Origin of the sequence: Nocardia sp. NPDC056100 (assembly GCF_042266325.1) — a bacterium.
GTDB lineage: Bacteria > Actinomycetota > Actinomycetes > Mycobacteriales > Mycobacteriaceae > Nocardia.
Genome location: NZ_JBHJVY010000001.1, coordinates 1,326,272 through 1,351,742 on the forward strand (window position 1 = coordinate 1,326,272; position 25,471 = coordinate 1,351,742).

The 25,471-nt window shown below is 67.1% G+C and carries 29 protein-coding genes; 20 read left to right on the plus strand and 9 right to left on the minus strand.

What is annotated here, in order from left to right; translation table 11 throughout:
• The first annotated feature begins 96 nt into the window (after nt 1–96).
• Together ACFC0O_RS06065 and ACFC0O_RS06070 are read left to right on the plus strand one after the other, a co-directional pair.
• Nucleotides 97–1,119, plus strand: a complete 1,023-nt coding sequence (locus ACFC0O_RS06065) for a hypothetical protein (protein ID WP_375954244.1) — start codon at nt 97–99, stop codon at nt 1,117–1,119.
• A 241-nt stretch (nt 1,120–1,360) separates the two neighbouring features.
• Nucleotides 1,361–2,398, plus strand: a complete 1,038-nt coding sequence (locus ACFC0O_RS06070; protein WP_375954246.1) for a YbhN family protein — start codon at nt 1,361–1,363, stop codon at nt 2,396–2,398.
• Between the two features lie 41 nt (nt 2,399–2,439).
• On the opposite strand, the gene ACFC0O_RS06075 is transcribed toward ACFC0O_RS06070, so the two are convergent.
• Both ACFC0O_RS06075 and ACFC0O_RS06080 read right to left on the minus strand, forming a co-directional pair.
• On the minus strand, nt 2,440–2,709 hold the full coding sequence (locus ACFC0O_RS06075) for a hypothetical protein (protein ID WP_375954248.1): 270 nt from the start codon (nt 2,707–2,709) through the stop codon (nt 2,440–2,442).
• A 124-nt stretch (nt 2,710–2,833) separates the two neighbouring features.
• Nucleotides 2,834–3,808 carry an oxidoreductase gene (locus ACFC0O_RS06080; protein WP_375954250.1) on the minus strand — a complete coding sequence of 325 codons (975 nt, stop codon included), beginning with the start codon at nt 3,806–3,808 and terminating at the stop codon, nt 2,834–2,836.
• 119 nt (nt 3,809–3,927) lie between these two features.
• Here ACFC0O_RS06080 and ACFC0O_RS06085 point away from each other — a divergent pair, with 119 nt between their 5' ends.
• Nucleotides 3,928–4,365, plus strand: a complete 438-nt coding sequence (locus ACFC0O_RS06085; protein WP_375954252.1) for a phage holin family protein — start codon at nt 3,928–3,930, stop codon at nt 4,363–4,365.
• Here ACFC0O_RS06085 and ACFC0O_RS06090 read toward each other — a convergent pair.
• Complete coding sequence (locus ACFC0O_RS06090; protein WP_375954254.1) at nt 4,362–5,165, minus strand: SDR family NAD(P)-dependent oxidoreductase; 804 nt, start codon at nt 5,163–5,165, stop codon at nt 4,362–4,364. The genes ACFC0O_RS06085 and ACFC0O_RS06090 overlap by 4 nt on opposite strands.
• A 101-nt stretch (nt 5,166–5,266) precedes the next feature.
• Between ACFC0O_RS06090 and ACFC0O_RS06095 the strand changes: the two genes are divergently transcribed.
• Nucleotides 5,267–6,247, plus strand: a complete 981-nt coding sequence (locus ACFC0O_RS06095; RefSeq protein ID WP_375954256.1) for an SDR family NAD(P)-dependent oxidoreductase — start codon at nt 5,267–5,269, stop codon at nt 6,245–6,247.
• A 3-nt stretch (nt 6,248–6,250) separates the two neighbouring features.
• Nucleotides 6,251–6,373 carry a hypothetical protein gene (locus ACFC0O_RS06100; RefSeq protein ID WP_375954258.1) on the plus strand — a complete coding sequence of 41 codons (123 nt, stop codon included), beginning with the start codon at nt 6,251–6,253 and terminating at the stop codon, nt 6,371–6,373.
• A gap of 7 nt (nt 6,374–6,380) precedes the next feature.
• Here ACFC0O_RS06100 and ACFC0O_RS06105 read toward each other — a convergent pair whose 3' ends face one another.
• Nucleotides 6,381–7,718 (minus strand): ABC1 kinase family protein, encoded by a 1,338-nt coding sequence (locus ACFC0O_RS06105; protein ID WP_375954260.1) that lies wholly within the window; start codon nt 7,716–7,718, stop codon nt 6,381–6,383.
• A 99-nt stretch (nt 7,719–7,817) separates the two neighbouring features.
• Nucleotides 7,818–8,594: a GntR family transcriptional regulator gene (locus tag ACFC0O_RS06110; RefSeq protein WP_375954262.1), complete on the minus strand. Its 777-nt coding sequence runs from the start codon at nt 8,592–8,594 to the stop codon at nt 7,818–7,820.
• Between the two features lie 116 nt (nt 8,595–8,710).
• On the opposite strand from ACFC0O_RS06110, the gene ACFC0O_RS06115 reads away from it, so the two are divergent.
• Both ACFC0O_RS06115 and ACFC0O_RS06120 read left to right on the plus strand, forming a co-directional pair.
• Nucleotides 8,711–10,159 (plus strand): AarF/ABC1/UbiB kinase family protein, encoded by a 1,449-nt coding sequence (locus tag ACFC0O_RS06115; protein ID WP_364631326.1) that lies wholly within the window; start codon nt 8,711–8,713, stop codon nt 10,157–10,159.
• A gap of 107 nt (nt 10,160–10,266) precedes the next feature.
• On the plus strand, nt 10,267–11,439 hold the full coding sequence (locus tag ACFC0O_RS06120; RefSeq protein ID WP_375954264.1) for a TDT family transporter: 1,173 nt from the start codon (nt 10,267–10,269) through the stop codon (nt 11,437–11,439).
• 9 nt (nt 11,440–11,448) lie between these two features.
• Here the strand turns inward: ACFC0O_RS06120 and ACFC0O_RS06125 are convergent, their stop codons facing one another.
• On the minus strand, nt 11,449–11,799 hold the full coding sequence (locus ACFC0O_RS06125; RefSeq protein WP_375954266.1) for a hypothetical protein: 351 nt from the start codon (nt 11,797–11,799) through the stop codon (nt 11,449–11,451).
• Between the two features lie 270 nt (nt 11,800–12,069).
• On the opposite strand from ACFC0O_RS06125, the gene ACFC0O_RS06130 reads away from it, so the two are divergent.
• The 8 genes from ACFC0O_RS06130 to ACFC0O_RS06165 all read left to right on the plus strand — a co-directional run bounded on the left by ACFC0O_RS06130 (nt 12,070) and on the right by ACFC0O_RS06165 (nt 17,805).
• Nucleotides 12,070–12,276, plus strand: a complete 207-nt coding sequence (locus ACFC0O_RS06130; protein WP_364631319.1) for a hypothetical protein — start codon at nt 12,070–12,072, stop codon at nt 12,274–12,276.
• On the plus strand, nt 12,273–12,791 hold the full coding sequence (locus ACFC0O_RS06135; RefSeq protein ID WP_375954268.1) for a DUF6879 family protein: 519 nt from the start codon (nt 12,273–12,275) through the stop codon (nt 12,789–12,791). Before ACFC0O_RS06130 ends, ACFC0O_RS06135 begins: the two co-directional genes overlap by 4 nt.
• Nucleotides 12,712–13,626, plus strand: coding sequence for a helix-turn-helix domain-containing protein (locus ACFC0O_RS06140; RefSeq protein ID WP_375954270.1), 915 nt, complete (start codon nt 12,712–12,714; stop codon nt 13,624–13,626). Before ACFC0O_RS06135 ends, ACFC0O_RS06140 begins: the two co-directional genes overlap by 80 nt.
• A 98-nt stretch (nt 13,627–13,724) precedes the next feature.
• Complete coding sequence (locus tag ACFC0O_RS06145; protein ID WP_375955983.1) at nt 13,725–14,300, plus strand: RNA polymerase sigma factor; 576 nt, start codon at nt 13,725–13,727, stop codon at nt 14,298–14,300.
• Nucleotides 14,297–14,989, plus strand: a complete 693-nt coding sequence (locus ACFC0O_RS06150) for a ubiquinol-cytochrome c reductase iron-sulfur subunit (protein WP_375954272.1) — start codon at nt 14,297–14,299, stop codon at nt 14,987–14,989. Before ACFC0O_RS06145 ends, ACFC0O_RS06150 begins: the two co-directional genes overlap by 4 nt.
• A gap of 71 nt (nt 14,990–15,060) precedes the next feature.
• Nucleotides 15,061–15,549, plus strand: a complete 489-nt coding sequence (locus tag ACFC0O_RS06155) for a cupredoxin family copper-binding protein (protein ID WP_375954273.1) — start codon at nt 15,061–15,063, stop codon at nt 15,547–15,549.
• 20 nt (nt 15,550–15,569) lie between these two features.
• Nucleotides 15,570–16,472, plus strand: a complete 903-nt coding sequence (locus ACFC0O_RS06160; protein WP_375955986.1) for a metallophosphoesterase family protein — start codon at nt 15,570–15,572, stop codon at nt 16,470–16,472.
• Nucleotides 16,473–16,584: 112 nt separating this feature from the next.
• Nucleotides 16,585–17,805 (plus strand): Ig-like domain-containing protein, encoded by a 1,221-nt coding sequence (locus ACFC0O_RS06165; protein WP_375954275.1) that lies wholly within the window; start codon nt 16,585–16,587, stop codon nt 17,803–17,805.
• Nucleotides 17,806–17,815: 10 nt separating this feature from the next.
• Here ACFC0O_RS06165 and ACFC0O_RS06170 read toward each other — a convergent pair whose 3' ends face one another.
• Nucleotides 17,816–18,835 (minus strand): oxygenase MpaB family protein, encoded by a 1,020-nt coding sequence (locus ACFC0O_RS06170; protein ID WP_375954277.1) that lies wholly within the window; start codon nt 18,833–18,835, stop codon nt 17,816–17,818.
• 110 nt (nt 18,836–18,945) lie between these two features.
• On the opposite strand from ACFC0O_RS06170, the gene ACFC0O_RS06175 reads away from it, so the two are divergent.
• The 4 genes from ACFC0O_RS06175 (at nt 18,946) to ACFC0O_RS06190 (ending at nt 22,491) form a co-directional block, all read left to right on the plus strand.
• Complete coding sequence (locus ACFC0O_RS06175; RefSeq protein WP_375954279.1) at nt 18,946–19,575, plus strand: TetR/AcrR family transcriptional regulator; 630 nt, start codon at nt 18,946–18,948, stop codon at nt 19,573–19,575.
• A 159-nt stretch (nt 19,576–19,734) separates the two neighbouring features.
• Nucleotides 19,735–20,661 carry a nitrilase-related carbon-nitrogen hydrolase gene (locus tag ACFC0O_RS06180; protein ID WP_375955989.1) on the plus strand — a complete coding sequence of 309 codons (927 nt, stop codon included), beginning with the start codon at nt 19,735–19,737 and terminating at the stop codon, nt 20,659–20,661.
• A 90-nt stretch (nt 20,662–20,751) separates the two neighbouring features.
• Entirely contained in the window at nt 20,752–21,384 is a 633-nt protein-coding gene (locus ACFC0O_RS06185; RefSeq protein WP_364631303.1) for a TetR/AcrR family transcriptional regulator, read from the plus strand.
• 93 nt (nt 21,385–21,477) lie between these two features.
• Entirely contained in the window at nt 21,478–22,491 is a 1,014-nt protein-coding gene (locus ACFC0O_RS06190; protein WP_375954281.1) for an NADP-dependent oxidoreductase, read from the plus strand.
• Nucleotides 22,492–22,509: 18 nt separating this feature from the next.
• Here the strand turns inward: ACFC0O_RS06190 and ACFC0O_RS06195 are convergent, their stop codons facing one another.
• Together ACFC0O_RS06195 and ACFC0O_RS06200 are read right to left on the minus strand one after the other, a co-directional pair.
• Nucleotides 22,510–23,163, minus strand: a complete 654-nt coding sequence (locus tag ACFC0O_RS06195; RefSeq protein WP_375954283.1) for a hypothetical protein — start codon at nt 23,161–23,163, stop codon at nt 22,510–22,512.
• Nucleotides 23,164–23,211: 48 nt separating this feature from the next.
• Nucleotides 23,212–23,859, minus strand: a complete 648-nt coding sequence (locus tag ACFC0O_RS06200; protein ID WP_375954285.1) for a hypothetical protein — start codon at nt 23,857–23,859, stop codon at nt 23,212–23,214.
• Nucleotides 23,860–24,140: 281 nt separating this feature from the next.
• Between ACFC0O_RS06200 and ACFC0O_RS06205 the strand changes: the two genes are divergently transcribed.
• Nucleotides 24,141–25,346 carry a PucR family transcriptional regulator gene (locus ACFC0O_RS06205; protein WP_375954287.1) on the plus strand — a complete coding sequence of 402 codons (1,206 nt, stop codon included), beginning with the start codon at nt 24,141–24,143 and terminating at the stop codon, nt 25,344–25,346.
• The last annotated feature ends 125 nt before the right edge of the window (nt 25,347–25,471 follow it).

Genomic DNA, 25,471 nt, shown 5'->3' on the forward strand with positions numbered 1-25,471 from the left:
GCCCCGCTTCCTTTTGCGGTGCGAATCACCGTCTGAGACAATCCGATTCGACAGCGCACAAGGCCGCCGCATACGGGCGGGAATGGGGATTGTTCAATGGCACAGGACACGGCGGAGCTACTGCTCGACGCGGCGGTCGCCTACATACTGGATCAGGTCAGCGGCGAAACCCTGGTGGCGCATTCGGATTCGATTCTGCGCGATGCCTTCGAGGTCGCGGAGACCATGAAGGTCGGCGAGATACTCGAGCGCGCCTCGGTGCAGCAAACCGCGCTCTCGATCATCGAACTGCTCAACAGCAGTGCGCTGAACCGGAATCTGTTCGAGGCGCTGGCGGACGCCATCTACGAATTGGCGGCGAATGACGAATTCCGGCTCGGCGATGTCGTCGATCGCGACGGCGTGGTCCGGCTGGTCGCCACCGTGCTCGGTATGCACACCATGTTCGAGCGCGGCCTGGACCGTTTCGCGCAGAGCCCGCTGGTCGGCACCGTGGCCGCCACCTTCGTCAATCGCATCGTCTCGGGCGCGGCCGATGCCGCGCGCAGCCGGGCGGAGCGGATACCGGTGGTGAAATCCGCTCTCTCCCTGGGTGATCGGACGGTCGGGCGGGTGCTCAGCGCGAGCGACAAAGCCTTCGGGGAGCGCCTGGGCGAAGCGGGCGCGGCGGCGGCGCAATTCGCGGTCAAGCGCACCAATCACGCGATCCTGACCGTCATCAAGGAGACCCCGCTGACCGATGCCGCCATGGAGGTCTACGACCTGTTCGCCGGTGAACCGGTCAGCGATCTGCGGGAATTCATCGAATTGGAGGAGCTGCGCGCGCTGATCGGGGCGATCTTCGATCTGGTCACCACGGTCGAGAATCACGAATATCTGACCGAACTGGTCGGCGACGCCACCGATATCCTGCTGAACCACTACGGCGATTACACGGTGGCGGGCCTGTGGCAGGAGGTCGGATTGACGCCGGAATTGCTCCGCGATGAATTCGTCCGCTACGCACCGCCCATTATCGATCTGGCCAAAGCCGATGGCGTACTGGCCGGACTGGTGCGGCAGCGAGTGGAACCGTTCTTCCGATCCGCGGCCGTCACCGAAATCCTCGCCGGCGCCTGACAATTGATTGCACATTGTCCCAGACACGTTTAGGCTGAGCGCGACCCACGATCCTTCGATGCGTACCCCACCGGAGGATCACCGGTGTCCCGGGAGCGACCCGCTACGATCAGCACGGTCCGGCAGTGCCCACTCATGTGCCGGATTGCGGGTCGCTCCCTTCTCCGGCGCGTTAATGTCGAGCATCGGATCTGCGATTCACAGCACGATTACGGCATCGTCGACATCACGAGGAGAGCCGATGGCTCTGGCCATTCCCGCTACCGCGAGAAAGGCGCTCCCGACCGTTATCTGCGCGGTGGTGGTCGTCGCCGCCGCGCTCTGGCAGCACGAGACGGTCGCCGCGGGTATGCGCGCGCTGCTCGCCGCCGATCCGCGCTGGCTGGCGGTGGCGCTGGTCGCCACGCTCGGACTCTGGCCCACCTCGGTGTGGATGCTGCGCGGTTCGATTCCCGCACAACCCTCTTCGGCCCGGTTGTTCGCACTGCAACTCGCGGTGCCCGCCATCGGGCTCATCCCGGCGGCCTCACTGCTCATCCGGCTGCGCTTCCTGCGCCGCGAGGGACTGAGCCACAGCGCCGCCGTCGCCTCGATGACCCTGTTCGGTTTCGCCGCGCTGGTGGTACGCATACCGCTGGTGATCGTGGCGATCCTGGCCACCCCCAGCCTGATCGACCGCACCAAGGGGCAGCCGCCCTGGCACGATCTGGGCGCGCGCACCGCCGCCTGGTGGCACGGCGCGACCGGAAACGCCTGGCATACAACGCTGATCGTCGGCATCGCGGTGCTCGTCACCGGTGCGCTGGGCACTGTCGCGACCATCGCGCTGCGCCGCTGGCTCACGGGCCGGGGTGGCTGGCGCGGACTGCTGCATCGCGCCCGCACCGGGCGCACCGATGCCGAATTCGCCTGGAAGTCGGTCGCCGCCACCGCCTTGCGCCCGCGCCGGGCCGCCCTGTTGTGGCTCTGCGCACTGGCGCAGCCGCTGCTCATGGTGGTCGCGCTGTGGGCGGTGCTGCACGCGGTGGGCGCGAATCTCAGTTTCGCGGACACCTTCGTGGTGCAGCTGGTGACGGTCGCGCTCGCACCGCTACTGCCCTCCCCCAGCGGCGTGGCCGCCAAGGAGGTGACCCTGGCCGCGGGCCTGACCGCCATCGCGGGCCTGACCGGCGGGGTCGCGGTCGGCGCGGCACTGGGCTTCCGCCTGCTGACCTTCTGGTTCCAAATCCCGCTCGGCCTGGGGTCTTTCGCCTATCTCAATCACCGCCGCGCCATCTGAGCACGGCGGTCCGGACTCCCCGAAGTCCGGTACTCAGCACATCAGAGCGGCGTGCACTCGATGGTCGAGAACTTCGCCACCCCGCGCCACGAGGTCTGCGCCTGTCCCTTGGCCGCCCGCACACCCTGGCGCGCGGTGACGGTCACCGTCGGCAATTGCGCGCCCGCGTAGTCCTGACCGGTGCACGAATAGTCGTACGCCACACCGGGTCCGTGCGGACTCGCCTGCGCCGGGGCGGCCCCGACCACGGCGAACACCGGCGCCACCGCCATTACCGCGACGGGTACACCCATCCACAGCCTCGAGCTCACAAGCATCTCCTCACGCATTTTCGGGGTAAGCCGGTAAACAGCAGCCGAATTCTCGCACGGCGGGATGGTGTGCGCCGGGTGGTCGAATGATCTCGTGGCGGCCGCCCAATACGGTGAACCGTGGTCAGGCGGGCCAGGGGTAGGTGACGCCGGTCAACTTCTCGCTCAGTCGCCAGAGCGCGCGGGCCTGGGTTCGGCTGTAGGCGAGCGGATTCCGCAGGGTGCGGCGCGGATACCCGAAGGTCTCCAGACCGGGACCGAGGTAGGCGTTACCGGGCAGGCCGGGCATGGTGGCGGCGTAGAGCTGGGGCAGCGCGCCCATGCGATCGGACTGCGCCATGGCGACCAGCGCCTGCTGCTGGAGCGCGGCGAGCCGGGCCGATACGCCCTTCTCCGCGCCGGAGTCGTAGAGATTCGTGGCGGACAGACCCGGGTGGGCGGCCACGGCGGTCAGCGCGGTGCCGCTGGCGCGCCGGTCCAGTTCCGCGGTGAAGAGCAGATTGGCGAGTTTGGATTGGCTGTACGCGAGCCAGCGCATGTACACCACACGCCAATTGGGGTCCGGCCAATTGATGACCCCGCCCCAGGCCGCGATGGAGGACACCGTCACCACGCGCGGTGCGGGCGCGCGCAGCAGTGCGGGGAGCAACAATCCGGTGAGCGCGTAGTGGCCGAGATGATTGGTGCCGAACTGCGCGTCGAAACCCTCGGCGGTGCGAACATTGCGCGGCAACGCCATGACCCCGGCATTGTTCACCAGGATGTCGATGGCGCCCTCGCGCACATCGAGATGGTCGGCGGCGCGGCGGATCGAGGTCAGATCGGCCAGATCCAGCGGCAGCACTTCGGGTTTCGGGCCCGTCGCGGCGGCGGCCACCGATTCCAGCGCGGTGGCGGCTTTGAGTTCATTGCGGCAGGCCATGATCACCTGCGCGCCCTTGGCGGCCAGCGCCTCGGCGGTGCGCAGGCCGAGTCCGCTGTTCGCGCCGGTGACCACCGCGGTCTTACCGGTCAGGTCGGGAATATCGTCCGCGGTCCAGGGGCGCGGTAGTAGCGGCAGCCGCGCCGTGGTCGTCCGGGCCGAGAGCACTTTGGCCATTCCGTTCACCCTCCTGAGGGAAATTCGCCGTCTGAGACAATCTAGCCGACCGTGTTAGGATGCGACAGTTCGGGCGACCGGCGGTCGCCGATGAGGATGCTGATTCGAGGGGGCCGCAGATGGCGGGCGACCAAACCAGTTACCGCACAGCGATCGCGGCGCGACCGAGCGAACCCGAGCGGATCCTGCGGCTGCTGCTCGCCGAATTCACCGCCTGGGCCGGGCCCACACTGTATCGCGCGGGCAAGTTCGCGCTCGCCGAGTTGGCGCGCGGCGTAATCGCCTTGGCCGCATTGGGTTTCGCCGTCGTCGCGGCCGCCTACGGCATCGTCTACTTCTTCCGGTTCCTCACCGAACTGCTGGCGAACTGGATGCCGCACTGGGCCGCGCTGCTCACCACCTCGACCCTGATGCTGATTCCGGCCGGTCTCGCCGCGCTCTTCGGACTCTGGCAGATCTACCGGATGCGCAGCGTCCGCGCCACCGTCACGGCCGCCGTGCGCGCCGGTGACGCCGTGCGGGGCCGCGCACCGCGAGGACCGGCGTCACGTCGCTAGGGCTCCAGCTTGCGCGCCAGATAGTCGTCGATGCGGGACAGCACCGCACGGCGGAGGAATCGGGAGCGCAGCCCGGTCGTACTGTCCCGCTTGCCGATTCGCGCGGCCAGGCGCGCACCGGCGGGCGAGACCCGGCTGCCCAGATATTGCGCCCGCGCCTCGAAGGGCGTCGGCACCACCGCCGGATTGCGGGCGGCCACCCGGACGATGGTGCGCGCGATGTCCTCGGTCGGCTCCGGGGCCGGGCAGACCGCCGTGACACCCACGCCGGTGCCCGCGAACTCCAATCGCAGTCCCTCGGTGAGCATTTGGGCCGCGGCGCGGGTGGCGCAGTACGGGGCGCTGAGCGGAATCGGGGTGAAGGCCGCCACCGAGGTGACATTGATGATGCGCCCGCCGCGCCCGGATTCCACCATCTGCCTGCCGAAGTGGGTGCAGCCGTGCACCAGTCCCCAGACGTTCACCCCGAGCAGCCGCTCCCACTCCTCGAGCGTGTGCTCCAGAAATGGCCCGGCCGTGGTGTATCCGGCACTGTTGACCAGTACCCGGGGCGTGCCGAATTCGGTCTGGACATCCTCGGCGAAGGATTCCATGGCGATCGCATCGGCCACATCGACCGCGTACGGCGTCGCGTCACCACCGAACGCCTCGATGGACTCCACGGTCCGCACCGCGCACGCCTTGTCGACATCGGCGACGACGACCATGGCCTTCTTACGCGCGAAACGTTGCGCCACCGCGCGTCCGATGCCGCTGCCCGCACCGGTGATCACGACGATCTGGTGCTCGAACCCTGTCATGTGTGGTCCCCTGATTCCGCGGCTGCGGCGCTGCGTTCAGATTCATTTACTGTCCCAGACAGTGTACACTTCAACTTCCAGCGCAGGAGCGGGACCAGCAGATGAAATCCTTCCAGCCGCGGCTCGCCGTGGTGACCGGTGCGGGCAGCGGTATCGGCCGCGGCACCGCCAAGGCCCTGGCCGACCGCGGGGCCACCGTCATCGTCGCCGATATCAATTTCGCCACCGCGAAAGATACTGCGGCACTGATCCATTCCTACGGTGGGCAAGCCCTGCCCTATGCCCTCGACGTGGCCGATCCGGTCTCCATGGAAGGTCTGGCCGAGTACGTGCGCGCCGCGCACGGCGTACCCGATGTGGTGGTCAACAATGCCGGAATAGTGGTCGGCGGACCATTCTTCGACATCCGACCGGCCGACCTGCAACGAATCGTGGATGTGAATCTGACCGCCGTCGTACACGGATGCCGCCTCTTCGGCGCGCAGATGGCCGAACGCGGCGCCGGCGGGCAACTGGTGAACATCTCCTCGGTCGCGGCCTTCGCGGCCATGCGACTGGGCACTCCCTACGCCTTCACCGCCGCGGGGGTGAAGCATCTGAGCGATACGCTCCGAGTTGAAATGGCACCGCTCGGTATTGGAGTCACCGTGGTCTGCCCCGGGCTGATCGCCACCAATCTGGCGGCCACCGCCTCCCTGGCCACCCTCAGCACCGAACAGGTCGCCATCACCCGGCAGATCGTGGTGAAGGGGATGACCCTGCTCGGCATGCATCCGGACAAGGCCGGGCGCAAGATCGTCGAGGCCGCCGCCGCCAACCGCGCCATGCTGCCATTACGCCTGGAATCACGGCTGATTCACCTGTTCACCCGCGCCTTCCCCAACTTCACCCGGGCGCTCATGCGGGCGGGCACCGGACCCGAGGTGGAACGCGCGGTGCGCTTCGTCATCGACCATCCCGGATTCGTCGGCATCGCCCGCGAGGCGGCCGAACTCATGCCGCAGCGACCGGGTCTGCAAACCTATTGGGAACCACCGGAATACGATGATCCGCCACCGCCGCCCATTCCACTGAGGAGATGAAGCATGGAAGAACGTCCGTCCACCCCGACCGAACCGCCCACCCGCAGAAACCTGGTGATCGTGGTAGCCATGGCGCTCACCGTGATCGCCGCGCTGGTCACGGTGAGCGCGCTGGTCGGAGCCTGAGGCCGGCTCAGGCCGCTTCACCCTCGATGACGTAGCCCGGCAGCCAGCGTTCGACCAGTCCGAGATACGGCCCCTCGGCGTCGAGTTGGGCGCAGACGGCGATGATGCCTGCCAGTACCCGGCCGAGCATTACCAGATCCGGCAATTCGGGCGGGGTGCGGACGGCCACGGTGTTGTTCATCGACAGATTCCGCATGTCCATGGCGCGCAACATATGTCCCTGCAGCAGTTCCCTGGTGATGCGCAGGCGCTCACCCTGGAATTCGGCGACCACCGGCGCCACCACGCGCAGGATCGGATCGGCGTCCAGATGATGACCGGGGCGCACGAAACCGTTGGTGTGCAATGCGGCCAGCAGGGCGTCGTAATCCTCGGCGACGGCCAGGCGGGCCAGTTCGCCGACCACCGGCGGCAGACCGTCCGGCAGTGCGATGGTCGCACCGAAATCGATGATGCCCAGACGCCCGTCCGCGAGCAGCTGATAATTGCCCGGATGCGGATCGCAGTGCAGGTGACCGACGAGTTTCGGTGAGCTCAAACCGAATTCGACCAGCAACTGACCGGCGCGATCACGCTGCGCCGCGGTGCCCTCGGCGATGATCTTCGACAGCGGGACGGCATCCATCCACTCGGTGATCATGACCTTCGGCGCGCTCGCGATCACCCGGGGTATGAAGAAGTTCGGATCATCGGCATACGCCTTGGCGAAACGCCGCTGATGATCGGCCTCGATGCGATAGTCGAGCTCATCGGCGGTGCGCGAGACGAATTCCTCGATCAGCGCCTTCACATCCACGCCCGGCATGAAGACGCCGAAGGTGCCCGAAAGCATCTGCAGCAGTTTGAGATCGGACATGAGCGCGACATCCGCGCCCGGGTACTGGATCTTCACCGCGACCGTGCGCCCGTCCCGCCAGACGGCACGATGCACCTGCCCGATACTGGCCGCGGCCACCGGGGCGTCCTCGAAGCTGGTGAAGCGTTCGCGCCAGCGGGTGCCCAATTGTTCGTCCAGCATGCGGTGCGCCTGGGCGGTCGGCATGGGCGGAGCCTGATTCTGCAGGCGCGCCAGCGCTTCTCGATACCGGTCGGCGAACCGCGGCGGTACCGCGGCCTCGGCGACGCTGAGCGCCTGGCCCAGTTTCATCGCGCCGCCCTTGAGTTCGCCCAGGACCCGGAAGACCTCGTCGGCGGCCTTCTCGATCAGGGCCTCGTCGATGGCCCCGCGGTCGGCGCCGGTCATGATCGCCTTACCGGTGGCGGTCATGCGCCGGGCCACGATGCCCATCGGCAGTGCCGCGATCTTGGCCGATCGTGCCAGACCGGTTCTTCTCTTGCCCGCCATCGGGTGCCTCGATTCGTATCGCCGGTACACGCTTGCGCGAGTGAGATAGCAATGTGCCCGGGGGCACGAATCGAAGATTAGATTGTCTCAGACGGTTGGTCAAACGGCGTGCCGCGCAGTGCTTTCGGCGCTCTCGGCAGCCAGGCCGACCAGTTCCTCGAAATGCGCGACCACCTTCTCGTGGAACATCGCGAACAGATCCTCGAACAGCGCCAGCTGCGCCTCGGACGGACCGCTGCCGGACTCCCACACCGCCAGCAACGCGCGCCAGACCAGCACGTGCAGATCCGCCGATGCCGCGAAGTACGCCTGCACCGCCTCGGGCACCTCGAACAGCATCTCGCCGACCGAATTCAACACGGCGCGTTGCATACTGTGGCCGAGTTCGGTGAGCAGGTCACGGACCAGGCCGATCTCGATCTCCAGCATGCGAACCGCATCGGGATCGTCGGCGCGCGCCTCGATTTCGAGCTCGTCGATCGCCGCGCGCAGCAGGCTCGGATCGAGCTCGCTCTCCGCCTCGGTGTAGTCGAGCAGCGCCTCGAGCACGATGACCCGTTCGGTGGCAACGATATTGCGGAAGATATCGGCCGCCAGCTCCGGTTCGTGCATGGAGAGCCGGAACAAGCGCCGGTAGACGTCCAGGCCACCGGTGTGCCGCACATCCCGCACGGTGAAACCGCGGCCCCGGTGCGCATCGACGAAACCGTAGGACTCCAGCCTGCCCAACACCAATTGCGCGGTGGCCCGGTTCATCTCGAACTCATCGGCGACCTGGCGGACCGAAGGCATCAGATCACCCGGTGCGTACACCCCCGTGGCGACCCGGCGAGCGAGTTCGTCGGCGACATCGGCGACGACCGTCTGGGCACCCATCCTGTCACCTTTCGACAACTATCGGATACGTCCCAGACAGTTTATGCTGCTATGTGCCAAACTGCACGTGCGCGCACCTCGACAGTCGCGCGCCGCGCACACAATGAGGTGAGCATATGACGGAGCGGCGAACCAGCAGTCGTTCAAGGGGTACCGGCGGCACGCCGCCGGTTCGGACCGCGGTTCGCAATGCCAAAATCGCGTCGCTGCCCATCGCGTACGCCGGTCGCCAGGCGGCCGGGGTCGCCAAACGCGCCCGGGGCAAATCCGCGGCCGAGGTCAATCAGGACATCCAGATGCGCACGGCGCAGCACATTTTCGAGGTGCTGGGCGAGTTGAAGGGTTGCGCGACCAAACTCGGGCAGCTGCTCGCACTGTATGAACTGGCACTGCCGCCGGAATTGGCGGAACCGTACCGGACCGCGCTGGCGCAGCTACAGGATTCCGCACCCGCCATGCTGCCCGCGACCGTGCACGCCGCCATGGCGGACGAACTGGGCGAGAGCTGGCGGTGGAACTTCCTGGAATTCGATGACCGGCGCGCCGCCGGTGCCTCGATCGGGCAGGTGCATCGCGCGGTGTGGCGGGACGGCCGCCAGGTCGCGGTGAAGGTCATGTACCCGGGCGCGCATCAGGCGGTGCTCGGGGATCTGGAACAGCTGCGGCGACTGTCCATTCTGGCCACCGTCTTCGCACCGGGGGCCGATGTGCCCGCGGTGACCGAGGCCATCTGCACCAGTGTGGCGGGCGAACTCGATTACGCCGCCGAGGCCGAACATCAGCGAATCTTCGCCGAAGTCTTCGCCGATGACCCGGATATCGTTGTGCCCAAGGTGATTACGCAGCGCGGCAATGTGGTGGTCAGCGAATGGCTGCACGGGACGCCGGTCACCCGGATCATCGAATCCGGTGCGCCGCAGGAGCGCAGCCGGGTCGGGATGCTGATTCTGCGCTTCCTGCTCTCGTCCTGGGTGCGCACCGGACTGCTGTACTGCGATCCGCATCCCGGGAATTTCCGGGTGCTGCCGGACGGGCGGCTCGGCGTGGTCGATTTCGGGGCCTGTGTGTCCTGGCCGCAGGACGGGTTCACCGAATTGGTCGGTGAACTGGTCGATTCGGCGTTGAACGGGACCATCGCCGATCTCGATGTGGCACTGCGGCGGCACGGATTCGTCGAGCCGAATCGGGCCTACGATGTGGCGGCCATCGCCGAGGGCATCGCGGTGGTCAGTGAACCGCTGGCGGAGAGCAGTTTCCGGTTCACCACCGAATGGCTGCGGCATCGGGTGCGGCATGTGATGGATCCGCGGCTGAGCAACGCGCATCGGCAGATGACGATTCCGGCGTATGTGACACCGTTCGCCCGCGCCCTGCTCACGGCCATGGGCGTGCTCGCCCAACTCGAGGCAGAGGGTCCGGTGCGTGCGGAGTTCGCGCGCTGGTCGCCGGAGCTCGCGGCGGCCTTCGAGCGATTCGACAATCACCATGCACAACCGACCGACCTGGGCCTGGTCCGGCAGTTGCGCGCCAATCCACCGACCCGCCGGTTCTCCGTCGTCAGCTGAACGGTGTGCGGGCATAGGCCCGGCCGATATCGGTCATAGAACCGTTCTATGCATCCATCGGATTGCGGGCGGTACCGGGGAGTTTGATGCTCGCCGATGCTGAATGCATGACCACATTGACCTTCCGCACCGGTACCGACGCCAAGTCAGCTGCTGCGGAGGCGTCCGCTCCGGCGCGCACCACCGCCGAGCGCGCGAATACGGTCGAACACCAGCCCAGCGACGCGCTGCGCGCCCTGGCCCCCAACTGGTTCGCCGTGGTGATGGGCACCGGCATTATCGCCAATGCCGCCGCCACCCTCCCCCTGCAATTCCCGGGCCTGCGCGGGGCCGCCACCCTGATCTGGGCGCTGGCCGCCGGACTGCTGGTGGTGCTGTCGGCCGCCTGGATCGCGCACTGGCGACGCCACCCCGAGATCGCCCGCTCGCACGGTGCGAATCCGGTCATGATGCAGTTCTACGGCGCACCCCCCATGGCGCTGATGACCATCGGTCTGGGCACCCTGCTACTCGGTGGCGATCTGATCGGCATGTCCGCCGCCGTTGCCATCGACTGGGTGCTGTGGAGCGCGGGCACCGCACTGGGCCTGATCTCGGCCTGCGCCATCCCCTTCCGCATGATCACCCGGCACAGCTTCGACGGCGACGCCGCGTTCGGCGGCTGGCTCATGCCCGTGGTGCCCCCCATGGTTTCGGCCGCCACCGGCGCACTGCTCATCCCGCACACTCCCGCCGGGCAGCCCCGGATGACCCTGCTGTTCGCCTGCCTGGCCATGTTCGGGCTGAGCCTGATCGCCGCCTTCGTCACCATCACCATGATCTGGTCGCGTCTGCTGCATCACGGCCTGCCCGCCGCGAGCATGGTCGCCACCGTCTGGATCGTGCTCGGCCCGCTCGGCCAATCCGTCACCGCCGCAGGCCAACTCGCCACCGTCGCCCCCACCGCCCTGCCCGCCCGCGAGGCCGCCGGACTGGATGTCTTCGCGCTGTTGTTCGGTGTTCCCACCTGGGGCTTCGCCATGCTGTGGCTGGGCCTGGCCATCGCCGTCACCTGGCACGCGCGAAAGTCCATGTCCTTCAACATGACCTGGTGGGGTTTCACCTTCCCCCTGGGCACCTGTGTCACCGGCAGCACCGTCCTGTACGCCCATACCGGCGCCGTCCTGTTCGGCGTGGTCGCGGTGGCGCTGTTCGCGCTGCTGGTCACCGCCTGGGCCGTGGTGGCGGGCCGCACTGTCCACGACGCCCTGTACGGCACACTCCTGCACCCCGCGCACTGACAGTCCCGATCAGCGCGCTCCCATATCCACCGGCGCGTCGGGCGGAATGATCCACCGCGCGAACGTCTGCTCGGGGCTCACGATAATCACATCGACCCGCGCCACCAGCGATTCCGGCACTCGCCCAGCCTCGAAATGAGCTGGCGCGGGGGCGATTACGGCTTCGGCGTCGAGCCGGGTCACCAGTGACCGCAACCGAGCCAGCGGCGGCCGCCCGCTCCGCGGATCGAAGAGCACCATCCCGGCGAAGTCGTATCCGAGCCGCTCCGCGGTCCGCCGAATCAGGCTCTCATCCCACAGTTGCGCAGCCCCGGACACATCGGTCCGCAAATACCCCAGCGCCGTCGGCCGAAACCGCATAACACTTCCCCTGTCATCAGAGCAAACACGCAGGAAACACGCTAGAGAGCCGCGCACCGAATCCGGAAGGTTGTTGCGATTAGTTGCGATCTTCGAGCCTTCCGGCATCGCAATGACTTTCACCCTCGGCCGCGGGAGATAGCAGCCGGTCGCGGGCTTCCACGGGCGTCAATGACGCTCGACGAACAGGCTTGACCGCCAGATCCCCGCGCGCAAACATGAAGTGGCTCGGCGCAACAGTTCGCAACCTCGAGAAGCGGGTGGATCGTCATGCGTCTTACATTCATCGCCAAGGATCCCAACTCCAACCCGACCGGTTCGCCCACGCTGTATCGGACCGACCGCGACTCCTGGGTGGTGCAGGGCTGGGTGGTCACCGATCCCGCCGTACTGGCGCAGATGGGCATCCCGGAAGGTGAGTCCTGCGTGGAGATTCCGGACAGGTTGGTTCCGTTCTTCGATCAGGGAGACAGGTGATCTCGATTACCGGCCGCGAATTCGACCGACTGCTGGCCGAATTCGCGCACGAGGCGATCCACCTGGAGACGCGTGACGCCTACGGCACGGTGGTGGAACTGCCGCATTTCGCCCGATGGGCGGCGGGAGAATCCGACGACCTCGAATGGCTGCGGGGATGGTGTTCGACATTGCGCGAACACGCCGCGGCCGAACGTTCGGTGCGGCGCGCCCGCATCGTGTCCGAACCGCTGAGCGACTACCAACGGTGGTCGCACAGCATCGCGTGGCCGATGGTGGACGCCGGTGAGGACATCCGGTGGGTGCCCCGCGTGCTGGTTTCGTCGATTGCCTTACCCGGCAACGATTTCTACCTGTTCGACCAGCGGTACGTGGTGTTCCTGCACTATGCCGGGAATGGGCTGGCCACCGGATACTCGCTCTCGACCGACGCCGATGACATCCAGCTGTGCCGCACGGCATTCGATACGGTTTGGAAGTTGGCTATCCCGCACCGTGAATACCAGCCCGTCTAGTTCGGCGCAGGCGGCACGGCGTGCGCTCGGTGAACGATTGCGTGAGTTGCGGATGGACGCCGGACTCAGCGCCCGACAACTCGCTGCCGCGACCGATCAGCACTACACGCGCATATCCAAGATCGAGAACGGCGTCCAGGCCCCGACCGATGAGGATCTGCGCGGCTGGTGCCGAGTGTGCCACGCGGAGGATCAGGTGGCCGATCTGGTCGCCACCCTGCGAACGGTCGATTCCGCATATCTGGAATTCAGGCGACAAAGCCGGGCCGGACTCAAGCGGGTGGTGGGCGCGCACACTCCGCAGCGCTACGAGCAGACGAACGTATTTCGCATCTACGAACACAATGTCATCCCCGGACTGTTTCAGACGCCGGAGTACGCGGCGGCCATGCTGGCGTTCTGGATTCGCTTCCTCGACACACCGAATGATGTGGATGACGCGGTCGCGGTGCGCATGCAGCGGCAGCGGGTACTGCGGCGGGGCGGTAAGCGGTTCGTGGTGGTACTCGAGGAGCAGGCGCTGCGAACCTGGTTCGGGGATGCCCGCGTACAGGCCGGTCAGCTCGGGCGGCTGCTCGAACTGATGTCGATGCCGAACATCTCACTCGGCATCATTCCGCTCATGACCGAGCGGGAAGCCGTTGCGTCCGCAGGGTTCTGGATATTCGATGACGATCTGGTCGCGCTCGAAACACCGACCGCGAGCATTCACGTCACGCAACCGGCCGAATGTCAGCTGTACGCGCGCATGTTCGAAGCGCTCAAGAGTGCCGCCGTCTACGGCCCGCAGGCGCGCCGGATCATTCTCGCCGCGCTCTCCGAGCTGGATCGCTAGCGGGAATCGGGAAAACGGGTGCCGCTGTAACCCGCGACGCTATCTACTGGAAGGCGTGGTTATGCGTCGTTGGCGGAGCCTGGGAGTGGCTGTTCATGATGCGGCGGACGACTGCTGGACGCGATCGGGGGGCAGACGGTGCGCCGAGCGCGCCCGGCCGGGGGTTGCGGCTCGTGGACGGTGAGCACTACTCGGGCTGGGAGTCCCTGTACCGCGACAATGTGGGCTGGGTGTATTCGCTCATGTTCGGCAAGGTCGGCAATCGGCCCGATGCGGAGGATCTGACGGCGGAGGTGTTCAGCACCGCGCTCAAGCCATTGCGGATCGAGGCTTCGGTGCCCGAGGTGCGGGCGTATCTGCGGGCCACGGCCCGGACCGTGCTGGCCGGATATTGGAAGGCCCGGATGGGGCGGGAGATCACCACCATCGATATCGACATCGTGGATGATGCACCGCAGCAGGCCCCCGGTGACGGGCGGGCGGAGGCGCAGGCCCGCAAGGTGCTGGACCGGCTGCCGGAGAACTATCGGCGGATCCTGGAGTTGCGGTTTCTGCAAGGGTTGTCGGTGCGGGATGCGGCGAATGATCTCGGGGTGAGTGTGGCGAATGCGAAAGTGTTGCAGCATCGGGCTTTACAGCTGGCTGCGCGGCTGGACGAGGGAGGTGCGCGATGAGCGGGCGGGATGTGCGGCGGTATATGGAGGAGCTGCTGGCCGGGCGGCCGCCCCGGGCATTCCGGCCCGATGACGAGGACGCCGAGGAAATGCGGGCCGCGATCGAATTGCGCGCCGCGCGGCATGGGAGCGATACCCCGAGCGAGGATTTCCTGGCGAGCCTGCAACGTCGGCTGGCGGCGGAAATCGATGGGGAGGACCAGGATTCGCCGCCCGAGACCGGGACGCGGCGGCGGCAGATACTGATCGGCACCTCGGCGGCGGCAGCGGCCGCCGCCGTGGGAGCCGCAGGGGCCGTGGTGGATCGGACCCTGCTGAACCCCGCGGAGCCGGAACAGCCTGCGGCACAGACGACCCTGGAGCCCAATAACGGGTCGTGGCGGCCGATCGCGGCGGGTGCGGATCTGCCCGAGGGCGGCACCATCGCCTTCGATATCGGCACCGTGAGCGGATTCGTGCGGCGCGCCAACGGGATTCCGGTGGCGGTATCGGGGGTGTGCACGCACCAGGGCTGCAAACTGTGGCTGGACGCGCCCGCCGACCGGCTGCGCTGCCCCTGCCACTCCACCTCGTTCTCCACCGACGGCGTGGTGCTCACCCATCAGCTGCGGGTCGCGCCCGCACCGCTGCCACACCTGCAGGTTCGCGAAAACAACGGCGCCATAGAGATTTTCGGTCCGACCGTGTAACCAGCCGCCCTATCTGTAGATGACCGATCCCGCACCCGCGGGTGACGAATCCGATAGGGAGGCCCGGACCCATGAGACTTATCCGCAGCCGTCGGCGCACGGCCCTGGCCGTCGCCGCCGTCGCGACCGCGCTCACACTGAGCGCATGCGGCGGCGGAGGCGACAAGGCCACGGACAATCCCGCTCCCACACCGGTTTTCGCTTCCGGCACCGATACTCCCGGGATGGTGCCGGGTGGCAGCGGACCGGCCATGCCCGGCATGCAGGGCACGTCCAGCACGGCAACGGCGCCGGCGGACGCGAAGGCCGGTCCGAACGCCGTCACCATCGATAATTTCGCCTTCGCCCCGGCCACCCTGACCGTTCCGGTCGGCACCACGGTGACCTGGACCAACCGCGATGAGGAACCGCACAATGTGGCGGCGAGCGACGGCGGCTTCCATTCACCGAATCTCGGTGCGGGAGCGACGTATACCTTCACCTTCACCAAGGCGGGCAGCTTCGCCTACATCTGCGCGATCCACCCGTTCATGCACGCGACGGTGGTGGTGACGCCGTGACCGAGGACGATCCCCAGGGCATGACCCGCCGCCAATTGCTGCGGCACAGCGCCTGGTTCGGTTCGGCGGTGAGCCTGGCGGTGGTGGGCGGTGAGGTGGTCTCGCATATCGCGGGCACCGCGCAGGCCGCCACCGGACGCCCGACGCTGCGCTTCGCCCAGGTCAGCGACAGCCACATCGGTTTCACCGGCACGGCCAACGCCAATGTCACCGATACCTTCAATGAGGCCATCGGACAGGTGAATTCGCTCGGCTACACCCCGGACTTCGTGATCCACACCGGCGATCTCACCCATCTGGCCACGCCCGAACAGTTCGATCAGGTGCATCAGATGCTGGGCGGACTGAGCACCCCGCACGTGTTCACCGTTCCCGGCGAACACGATTCGAGCGATGACGGCGGGCAGCGGTATCGCGACACCTTCGGCCGGGGCACCCGGGGCGACGGCTGGTACAGCTTCGATATCGCGGGCGTGCATGTGATCGGACTGGTCAACACGCTGAATCTGCAGGCGCTCGGCCACCTCGGCGTCGATCAGCTGGAGTTCATCCGCAAGGATGTGGCCGGATTGTCCAGTGACACACCGATCATCGTGTTCAGCCATATCCCGCTGTTCGCCATGTACCCCCAATGGGGCTGGGGCACAGACGATGCCACCCAGGCGCTGAGCTATCTGCGCCGGTTCAGCTCGGTCACCTGCCTCAACGGTCATGTGCACCAGCTGTTCACCAAGACCGAGGGCAACATCACCTTCTACAGCGGCACCACCACCGCCTATCCGCTGCCCAAACCGGGTGACGGTCCCGCCCCGAAACCGGTGACCCTGCCCGCGGGCAAGCTGCACGATGCGCTGGGAATCAGAGAGGTCACCTATCAAAAGGGTCAGCAAATGCTGGCGATCAAGGACCAAACGCTGAAGTGAGGTAACAAGTCGATGACTTTGTGCCGTTCCGCGTCTCGCCGGGGCGCTACGGAACGAATGCAAACGCAAGATGGTCTACTAGGCTGAGCAGTAACAAGATGGAGGGAGTCCCATGCCACTCCACCGTTTTCGATCTTCCGCCGCCACCTGCATCCTGGCGGTCCTGATCGTGGTGATAGCAGCATGTTCGTCGTCCTCCACACCGAATGGCACGCCCGGGCCGGATTCGCCGGTGACGCAGGCCATCACGCTCACTCCCGCGGAGGGCACCGGCAATGTCGACCCCTCCGCACCGGTCGAGGCGAGCACGTCCCGGGGAGTGCTCACCGCGGTCACGCTGACCAATGACGAGGGCCGGACCATCGACGGCACCTTCACGCCCGATCAGACGGCGTGGAAGCCCAATGTGCAGCTCGGGTACGGGCGCACGTACACGCTCAAGGCCGAGGGTATGGGTCTCACCGGCTCGACCGGGCCGGTGACCTCGACGTTCACCACGATTCAGCCCGCGAATCAGACCAAGGTGTACCTGAACACCACCGGCGGGGAGGCGCTCGCCGAGGGCGGCACCTACGGCGTGGGCACCGTGATCGTCGCGCATTTCGACGAGGACATCACCGATCGCGCCGCCGCGCAGAAGCGCCTGATCGTCACCACGACGCCCAAGGTCGACGGCGTCTGGTACTGGATGGACAACCGCAACGCGCACTGGCGGCCCAAGGATTACTACGCGCCCGGCACCAAGATCAGCGTGGCCGCGAACATCTATGGTGTCCAGGTCGGACCCGGACTCTTCGGACAGGAAGACAGCAAGGTCAACTTCGTCATCGGGGCCGCGCACGTCTCCATCGCCGATGACAACACCCATATGGTCGACGTGTTCGAGAACGGCAATCTGATCCGCTCCATGCCCACCTCCATGGGCCGCGGCGGCAGTGAGACCATCGCCGGGCACACCATCACCTTCTGGACCCAGCCCGGGGTCTACACCGTGATGGACAAGGCCAATCCCGTGATCATGGACTCCTCCACCTACGGCCTGCCGATCAATTCCCGGCTCGGCTACAAGGAAGCCATCGGCTGGGCCACCCGGATCAGCACGGACGGCATCTATCTGCACGCGCTGGACTCCACCGTCTGGGCACAGGGCAGTCAGGACGTCTCGCACGGCTGCCTGAACCTCAGCTCCGAGAACGCGCGCTGGTTCTTCGACTACGCGCTCCCCGGCGATGTGGTGGAGGTGCGCAATACCGGCGGCGCACCGCTCGAGGTCTGGCAGAACGGCGACTGGGGCATGCCCTGGGACGAATGGGTCGCGGGCAGCGCCAAATAGCCGGAACCGCCTATGCCGCAGTCGTTCGCAGCCTGCGAGCGTGGGCGACCAGATCCATGGCATCGGGTCCGGTGATGCGGCGTTCGAGCGCGTCGGCGAAGGGCCGCACCGTGAACACCCGCGCGGCCGGACGGGTCAGGCGCAGCGAGAGATCCAGGAAAGGATCCAAAACCGCTGGGACACCGAGGTTCCGGCGGGCCGGGCGGGGCAGCATGGCGATCAACTGCGGGGTGACCGCGCCCGCCAGGGCCAGGGGTGCGAGCTCGGGCAGATGCGCGGGTGTTAACCCGCGCAGCATGGCGAGGAATGGCCCCACCACGAGGTCCGGTCCGAAACCGTCGATGACACCGTAGGTGTCGGCGATGCCCGCGTAGTACGCCGCGACCGCGCGGCAGGTGGTGGGGATCTCCTCGGGGTTCGCGCCCATGAGCACACCGAATTGCTTTGCCTCCAGCCAGAATTGATCGCGATCGCGCGGGGTGAGCCGATGCGGGCGGCGCAATCCCTCGAAGGCGGCGTTCTCGTAGACCAGCAGCGCCGCCTGCATGATCGTCACATGCGCGAACAGCACCAGTTCGGGGCCCTGCGCGGCATACGGCTGATCGGTGCCGGGGATGGTTCCGGTCATCGGCGCGTGATAGCGGCGCAGATGCGCGGCCACTCGATCGGCGGTTTCCCTGTCGCCCAGGATGATCGGGACCGGGACGCCCACCGTGCGCTGGGCGCGGCGCACCGCCATGAGCGGGCTCATACTGCGGCTGCGCCGCCCCGCGACGGCCAGCGGATCATGGTCGTGGATCACCGCTTGCAATGGGATGTGCGGTAATTCGAGCAGCGCCGTGACGGGGGCCAGGAACGCGGTGACGGCCGGATGCAGCACCACCCGCCACACCTGAGATCCCGGACCGAAATAGCCGTAGTCGTGCTCCCCTGATCCGGCCGGGGTGGGGATGGGACCGCGCCGCCAGATGCGGGCGTTCTGATGCGCCCTGGCACGTTTCTTCCCGGCGCGGATATTCGCGGATGTCATGGCCGACCACCTCTTCGTGCTCATATCGGCTGTGCCACAAGCGTATTGACCAGTCGCCCGACTTGACAAGTCGCGTGACTTGTTCGTATCCCGACCGGTATCGTGGGCGGGTGTCGGTCACGGCGGGAAAAACCAAACGCACCCGGGCGGAACAGCGCGAGGACACCCGCACCGCGATTCTGGACGCCACCATCGCCAGCCTCGTCGAGCACGGGCAGGCCGCCACCACCACGCGCGGGGTCGCCGAACGCGCCGGAGTGAGTCAGGGCGCGGTACAGCACCACTTCCCCACCCGGGGTGAATTGCTCGACGCCGCGGTGCGCCGGATGGCGGATCAGAGCGCCCGGGCCGTTGTCGAAACCTATTCCGCCGTACAGGGATCCGATCGGGAGCGGGTCGCCGAACTGGTGGACGAACTCTGGTCGCTGGCGCGACTCGCACCCATCGGCGTCGGGCTGGAACTGCTCACCACCGCCCGCACCGATCCCGAAATGGCCGATACCGTCGCACATTTGGTGGAGCACATCGAGACCACCATTTTCGCGGTCGCACGGCAGGTGCTCGGTGAGCTGGCCGATCAGCCCGGCGCGCGCGATTGGATGCGCATCACGGTCATCACCATCGCGGGCGTGCTGCTGACATCCGCGGTCCCCGCCGCCGCGAGCCTGGTGCCGGAGTGGTCCACCGTGCGGCACCACATCATGACGAGTTTCGACACCTGGCGCGCCGAGTACCGCTGATTCGCTGAGTCGATATTCAGTTTTTTGACGCATTCTTCGATTCCCATGGCATCTACATGGGGACTTGACTGACTGAGTTTTCAGTTACAGACTGACCGCATGAGTCAGCACGATTTCGTCCTCACGACCGCCCTCACCCCGCCGCCGTCCTACGCCCGGATGAGCGATACCGATCGCGCACCGCTGCGCGTCGGCCTGGTTCAGCACCGCTGGCTGGCCGATCCCGCCGAATTGCGGGCCCAGCTCGACACGGGCATCGGGCTCGCGGCGGCGCAGGGCGCTCGCGCGGTATTCCTGCCCGAGCTCACGCTCTCGCGCTATCCGGCCGATGTGCCCGCCGCCGAGAATCCGGGCGCGACCGCCGAAGACCTGCTGACCGGACCGACCTTCGAATTCGCCGCGGCCGCCGCCCGCGAACACGGCGTACTGGTGCACGCCTCGCTCTACGAACGCGCCGAGGGCGCGGACGGGCTCGGCTTCAACACCGCCATCCTGGTCTCGCCCGAGGGCGAATTGCTCGGGCGCACAAGGAAACTGCATATTCCGATCAGCGCCGGATACTACGAGGACACCTACTTCCGGCAGGGGCCGCCCGAGGGCGATCCGCATCCGGTGTACCGGCCCGCCGCCCTCGACGGCGCGGCGCTGGGCCTGCCGACCTGCTGGGATCAGTGGTTCCCGGAACTGGCCCGCAATTACTCGCTCGGCGGTGCGGAGATCCTGGTGTACCCCACCGCCATCGGGTCCGAACCGTCCATGCCGAGCTTCGACACCCAGCCCATCTGGCAGCACGTGATCGTCGGCAACGGCATCACCGCGGGCACATTCATGGTGGTGCCCAATCGATTCGGCGATGAGGGCGGTGTCAACTTCTACGGCTCCTCGTTCATCTCCGATCCGTACGGCCGCATCCTGGCGCAGGCCCCGCGCGATGCCGCCGCCGTCCTGGTCGCCGATCTGGATCTGGCCCAGCGCGCCGACTGGCTGGACCTGTTCCCCTTCCTGACCACCCGCCGCCCGGACACCTACACCCGGCTCACCGCACCGGTCGACACCGATCGCCCGTACGGCCTTGTCGTGTCCTGACCTTGGATACCAGGAGTGGGAGCCCGGGGCGGCGGTCGCCCGGGGCTCGGGGCTAGCATGGCCGCACATTCGGAGGGTGAGGTTGAAACGGTGAAGGACAGCAGCGGGCCGAACCGCCGGGAGGCGATCCTGCAAGCCAGTGCCACCGCGATCGCCTCACGCGGGGTGCGCGGTCTGCGGGTCAGCGATGTGGCGGAGGTGGCCGGGGTGTCCCCCGGACTGCTCTACTACCACTTCAAGGATCGGGACGGTCTACTCGCGGCGGCGCTGACCTACATCAATGACCGCGCCCGCACCTACCGCACCGCCGCCGGGGCGGGTGAGTCCGCGCGCGAGCGGCTCATCCACCAGATCCTCGACGAGATCCAGGACCGCGCCGAAGTCCGGGAGAACTCGCTGGCCTGGAACGAGTTACGCGCCTGCGCCGTCTACGAGGAAGCCCTGCGCGAACCGCTCACCCGCACCTCCCGCCGCTGGAGCGGGGAAATCTCCGACACCATTCGCGTCGCCCAGGCCCTCGGTGAAATCTCCGGCGCGGTGGACGCCGACCACCTCGGCGGTATCGCCACCGCCCTCACCGAGGGACTGTCCTCGCGCTGGCTCTCCGGCGAACTCGATACCGACGAGGCCCGCGCCCAACTCCGCCAGGCATTGGAAGCCCTTCTGCCGCAGCCGGTCCCGCAGAGCCGGGGTCGCCGGGGAGCGGCGACCACCCGCCGCTGACGCGGCCCGGTGACCGGGACGCCTCCCTGAATCGAGGATGATCGGGGCGTCCGTGTTTCAGAATGGGGCGTCGCCCAGCGAAAGGTCGTGCCGATGAAGAGCACCCGAATCGTGCTGGCTTCCCGTCCGACGGGAATGCCGCAGCCGGAGAACTTCCGTACCGAGACGGTGGAGTTGGAGCCGCCCGCGCCGGGGCAGGCGCTGTTGCAGACGCTGTATCTGTCGCTCGATCCGTATATGCGCGGGCGCATGAGTGATGCGCCGTCGTACGCACCGCCAGTCGAGGTCGGCGAGACCATGTGCGGGGCAACGGTTTCCCGGGTCGTGGAGTCGAGCGATCCGGCCTTGCAGCCCGGTGACGTGGTGCTGGGCTACGGCGGATGGCAGACGCATTCGATCGAGTACACGCAGTATCTGCGCAAGCTCGATCCGGCCGCCGCGCCGCTCACCACCGCGCTCGGCGTGCTCGGAATGCCCGGGTTCACCGCCTATTCGGGGCTGCTCACCATCGGACAGCCCAAGCCCGGTGAGACCGTGGTGGTGGCCGCGGCCACCGGTCCGGTCGGGGCGACGGTCGGGCAGATCGCCAAGATCAAGGGCGCTCGCGCGGTCGGTATCGCGGGCGGACCGCAGAAGGTCGCGCTGCTGCGGGAGAAGTTCGGCTTCGACGCCGCCATCGACCATCGCGCACCGGATTTCGCCGAACAGCTGGCCGCCGCCACCCCGGACGGTATCGACGTCTACTTCGAGAATGTCGGCGGCGCGGTATTGGACGCGGTGCTGCCCCGGCTCAACAAGTTCGCGCGTATCCCGGTGTGCGGCTTGATCGCCTCGTACAACGACACCGAACTGCCGCCGGGACCGGATCGTATGGGTCTGCTCATGGGGCACATCCTGCGCAAGAGTCTGCTGCTGCGCGGGTTCATCCAGACCGAATTCCTGGATCAGTTCGACGAGTTCTATCCCGATGCCACCGGTTGGCTCGCGGACGGCAAGCTCACCTATCTCGAGGATGTGGTGGACGGCCTCGATAACGCGGTCGCCGCGTTCCAGGGGCTGCTCACCGGGAAGAATCTTGGCAAGTTGAGCATCAAGGTCGCGGATTAGGCTGCGCCGGAGCAGCTTTCACTGCATGGCGGTGATGTAGGGCCGCAGGCCGAGCGTGATGTCCACGCATGCCCCGAGCAGGACATCGCGCTCGGTGGGGTCCGGTGCGCGCTGCAACAGCAGCCGGGTGCCCAGAATCGGGGTGGGCAGCGGCTGTCCGGCCCGATCCCACCAGATATAGGTGTCGTACAGATCGTTCGCGATCCGGCCCAGCGTCCAGCCGCCCGCGGTGCGCACCACATCGAGGCGGCCGAACTCCGCGCCCATGCGATCCAGAATGCGCAGCCGGAACAGCTCCGGCGATTTCGGATCGTCGGCGGGCACGAAATGCAGCAGCGTCCCCGCGGTCGAACCCACGGCCGTGGAGGTGTCGGCCCGGTTGATGGTGCCGATGGAGCTGCCGTCCGCGCGGCTCAGCACGGTCGGCGCGGCATCCTTGGACTGCACCCAGACGACCGATCCGTCGGCGTAGGTGATGCGATGCCGGCCGGTGCCGCCGTTCTTGAAACCGAAGAGCATGGCCATCTTGCCGCCGAAACCGTCACCCGCTCCCTGCACACCGTCGGCCAGCGGGTCCCCCGGCCCGGACTGGAAGGTGATCTTCAGGGCATTGGAGAGTTTGTGGACGACCCGACCTTCGATCATCATCGAGCCGCCCCGCGGGGCTGACATCCGTCGATGGTAGGCCCGGATCCGACCGCGCAGACCCGAATTCGCAGTTCAGTTGCCGTTCGGATGACCGACCACGGTGAGTGCGGTGGTCCAGTCGGTGGCGATGGCCCCCTGCGCGTCGGTGAGCGCGACCTTGCCGGTGCAGACCAGACTGTGCAGCTGGTTCTCCACCTTGTCCTTCGGATTGGCGATGCCGGCCCCCGGCTTGTGATCCGGTGACGGCGGTTCCACCCAGAGATTGCGCGGATCGTTCGGATCGCCGCCGAGCTCCAGTGAGATGAGATGGTCGTATTCGGCGTCCTTCGGATCACCGGTGAAGGCATAGGACTTGATATTGGCTTCCTTCTCACGGCCGGTGATATTCGAATTCGGCCGAATCGAGGCGGTATAGCCGGATTTACAGATGGTGTCGGCCAGATTCGCGGCGGTCACCTTCGGATTGGTCGCGCCGGGCGTGCACACGGGATCCGGAAGTGGTTGTCCGTCAGCAGTTTTGCCGAAGTGGCAGGTACCGGGCGCGGGCTGGGCCTGCACCGTGTACTGCACCGGGCCGGGACCGACCGGTACGGTCACATTCTGCTGTTTGGCGGGCGGCCCCGAAACCACCTGTGCCACATGGTTTGCCGGATGTGTGGCGCACCCCGCCGCGACCCCGAGGGCCAGCAGAGCGATGGACAGGCCCTTGTACGCGTTCATAACAATCCTCGAATCCCGCCGCGAAGCATCCCAATTGTGCGCTATGCCTTGGGAACACGCGCAGTGACGACATGCGGGAGGGAAATTCCGGTCCTGTGGTCCTACCAATCAGCACTCCGGCACACCAATTGTTCCCACGACCGGGAACTGTGCCCGCGCACAGCTGAATGGCTCAACCATGCCCGAGCACGCTCGAATACCTCACTAATCGGGCCGATTCGATCGTTCGACTCTCGCGGTACTGTGCACGGCAACAATTCTGGACGGTACGATCAATTGCCATGAACACCTCGAACACCCTGCCCGGAGGGTTCGTGGCACGCGCCAGCACCACACTGCTGGAGCGCATCGACGATGTGGTCGACCGGGTAGCAGCGGAAATCGAACGAGCCGAACCGGTTTACGGAAATCTGCGCGCGGTGACGCCGGAGGACCTGCGGCGCGCCAACCGCGCCAACCTCGAAGCCATCCTGGGACATCTGGCCGGACGCCGCGAAATCGGCATCGCCGCACCGCGCAGCACCGGCCACCGCCGCGCGGAGACCGGAGTACCGCTACCCGCGGTGCTGCGCGCCTACCGCATCGGCTCCGGCGTGGTGTGGGACGAACTGCTCGCCATGGCCGGGGACGATCCCGAGGCCAGTCGCGAACTGCTCGGAATCGCCTCGCACGTCTGGAAATTGGTCGACGACTACTCGCAGGCGCTCACCGACGGGTATCAGGAGACCGTGGCCGAACAGCTGCGCCGCGATGCCCGCGCGCATGACGCGGCGCTGGAGGCACTGCTCACCGGGCAGGTCGACGGCGCTCGACTATGGGAGTGCGCACGCGCGCTCGGACTACCCGCGCAAGGGTCGTACGTGGTGGTGGCGGCCACCACCGGCACCGCCGCCGCCGAGGCGCTACCCGGGGTGGACCGCGGGCTGTCCATGCTGGGCGTGGCCTCGGCATGGCGGGTGCGCGCCCACAGTCATATCGGAATCATCAGTCTCACAGCACGTTTCACCGAACCTCGACTGCGCGCGCTATTGGCAGAACGCAGTATCGGGCGGGCCGGGATCAGCTCGGAGTTCACCGCGCTCACCGAAGCCGCGGCCGCCCTGCGCCAGGCCGAATTGGCCTGTGCCGCGGCGCAGCCCGGTTCCCACCAGGTGCTGCGCTACGACGACGCGCTGATACCGGTGCTGCTCGCGGGTTCACCGGAGGCGGCGAGCGCACTGGCGCGCACCGTGCTCGGGCCGATTCTGGCGCTGCCCGAACACGATCGCGAGGTACTGCTGGAGACCATGCGCACCTGGTTCGACCAGGACGGCGAGGTCTCCGCGGTGGCCGCGGCACTGTTCTGCCACCGCAATACGGTGCGCTTCCGCATCAACCGGGTGGCCGAGTTGACCGGGCGCAGGCTCACCGAACCGCGCGCCGCCACCGAGATCCAGCTGGCCCTGGAGGCCCGCCGCATCCTCGGTGACGCCGCACCGGATAAGTGACCCGCACTCGGTCACTCCTCGAACGCCGGGGTTGAAAGTTCGTGCTGGGCGCGGATATCCGCGCCCGGCACCCGGGCCACTGCGCCGCGCCGCGGAAGGAGTGCCGTCCGAGGCCGCGGTGTTCG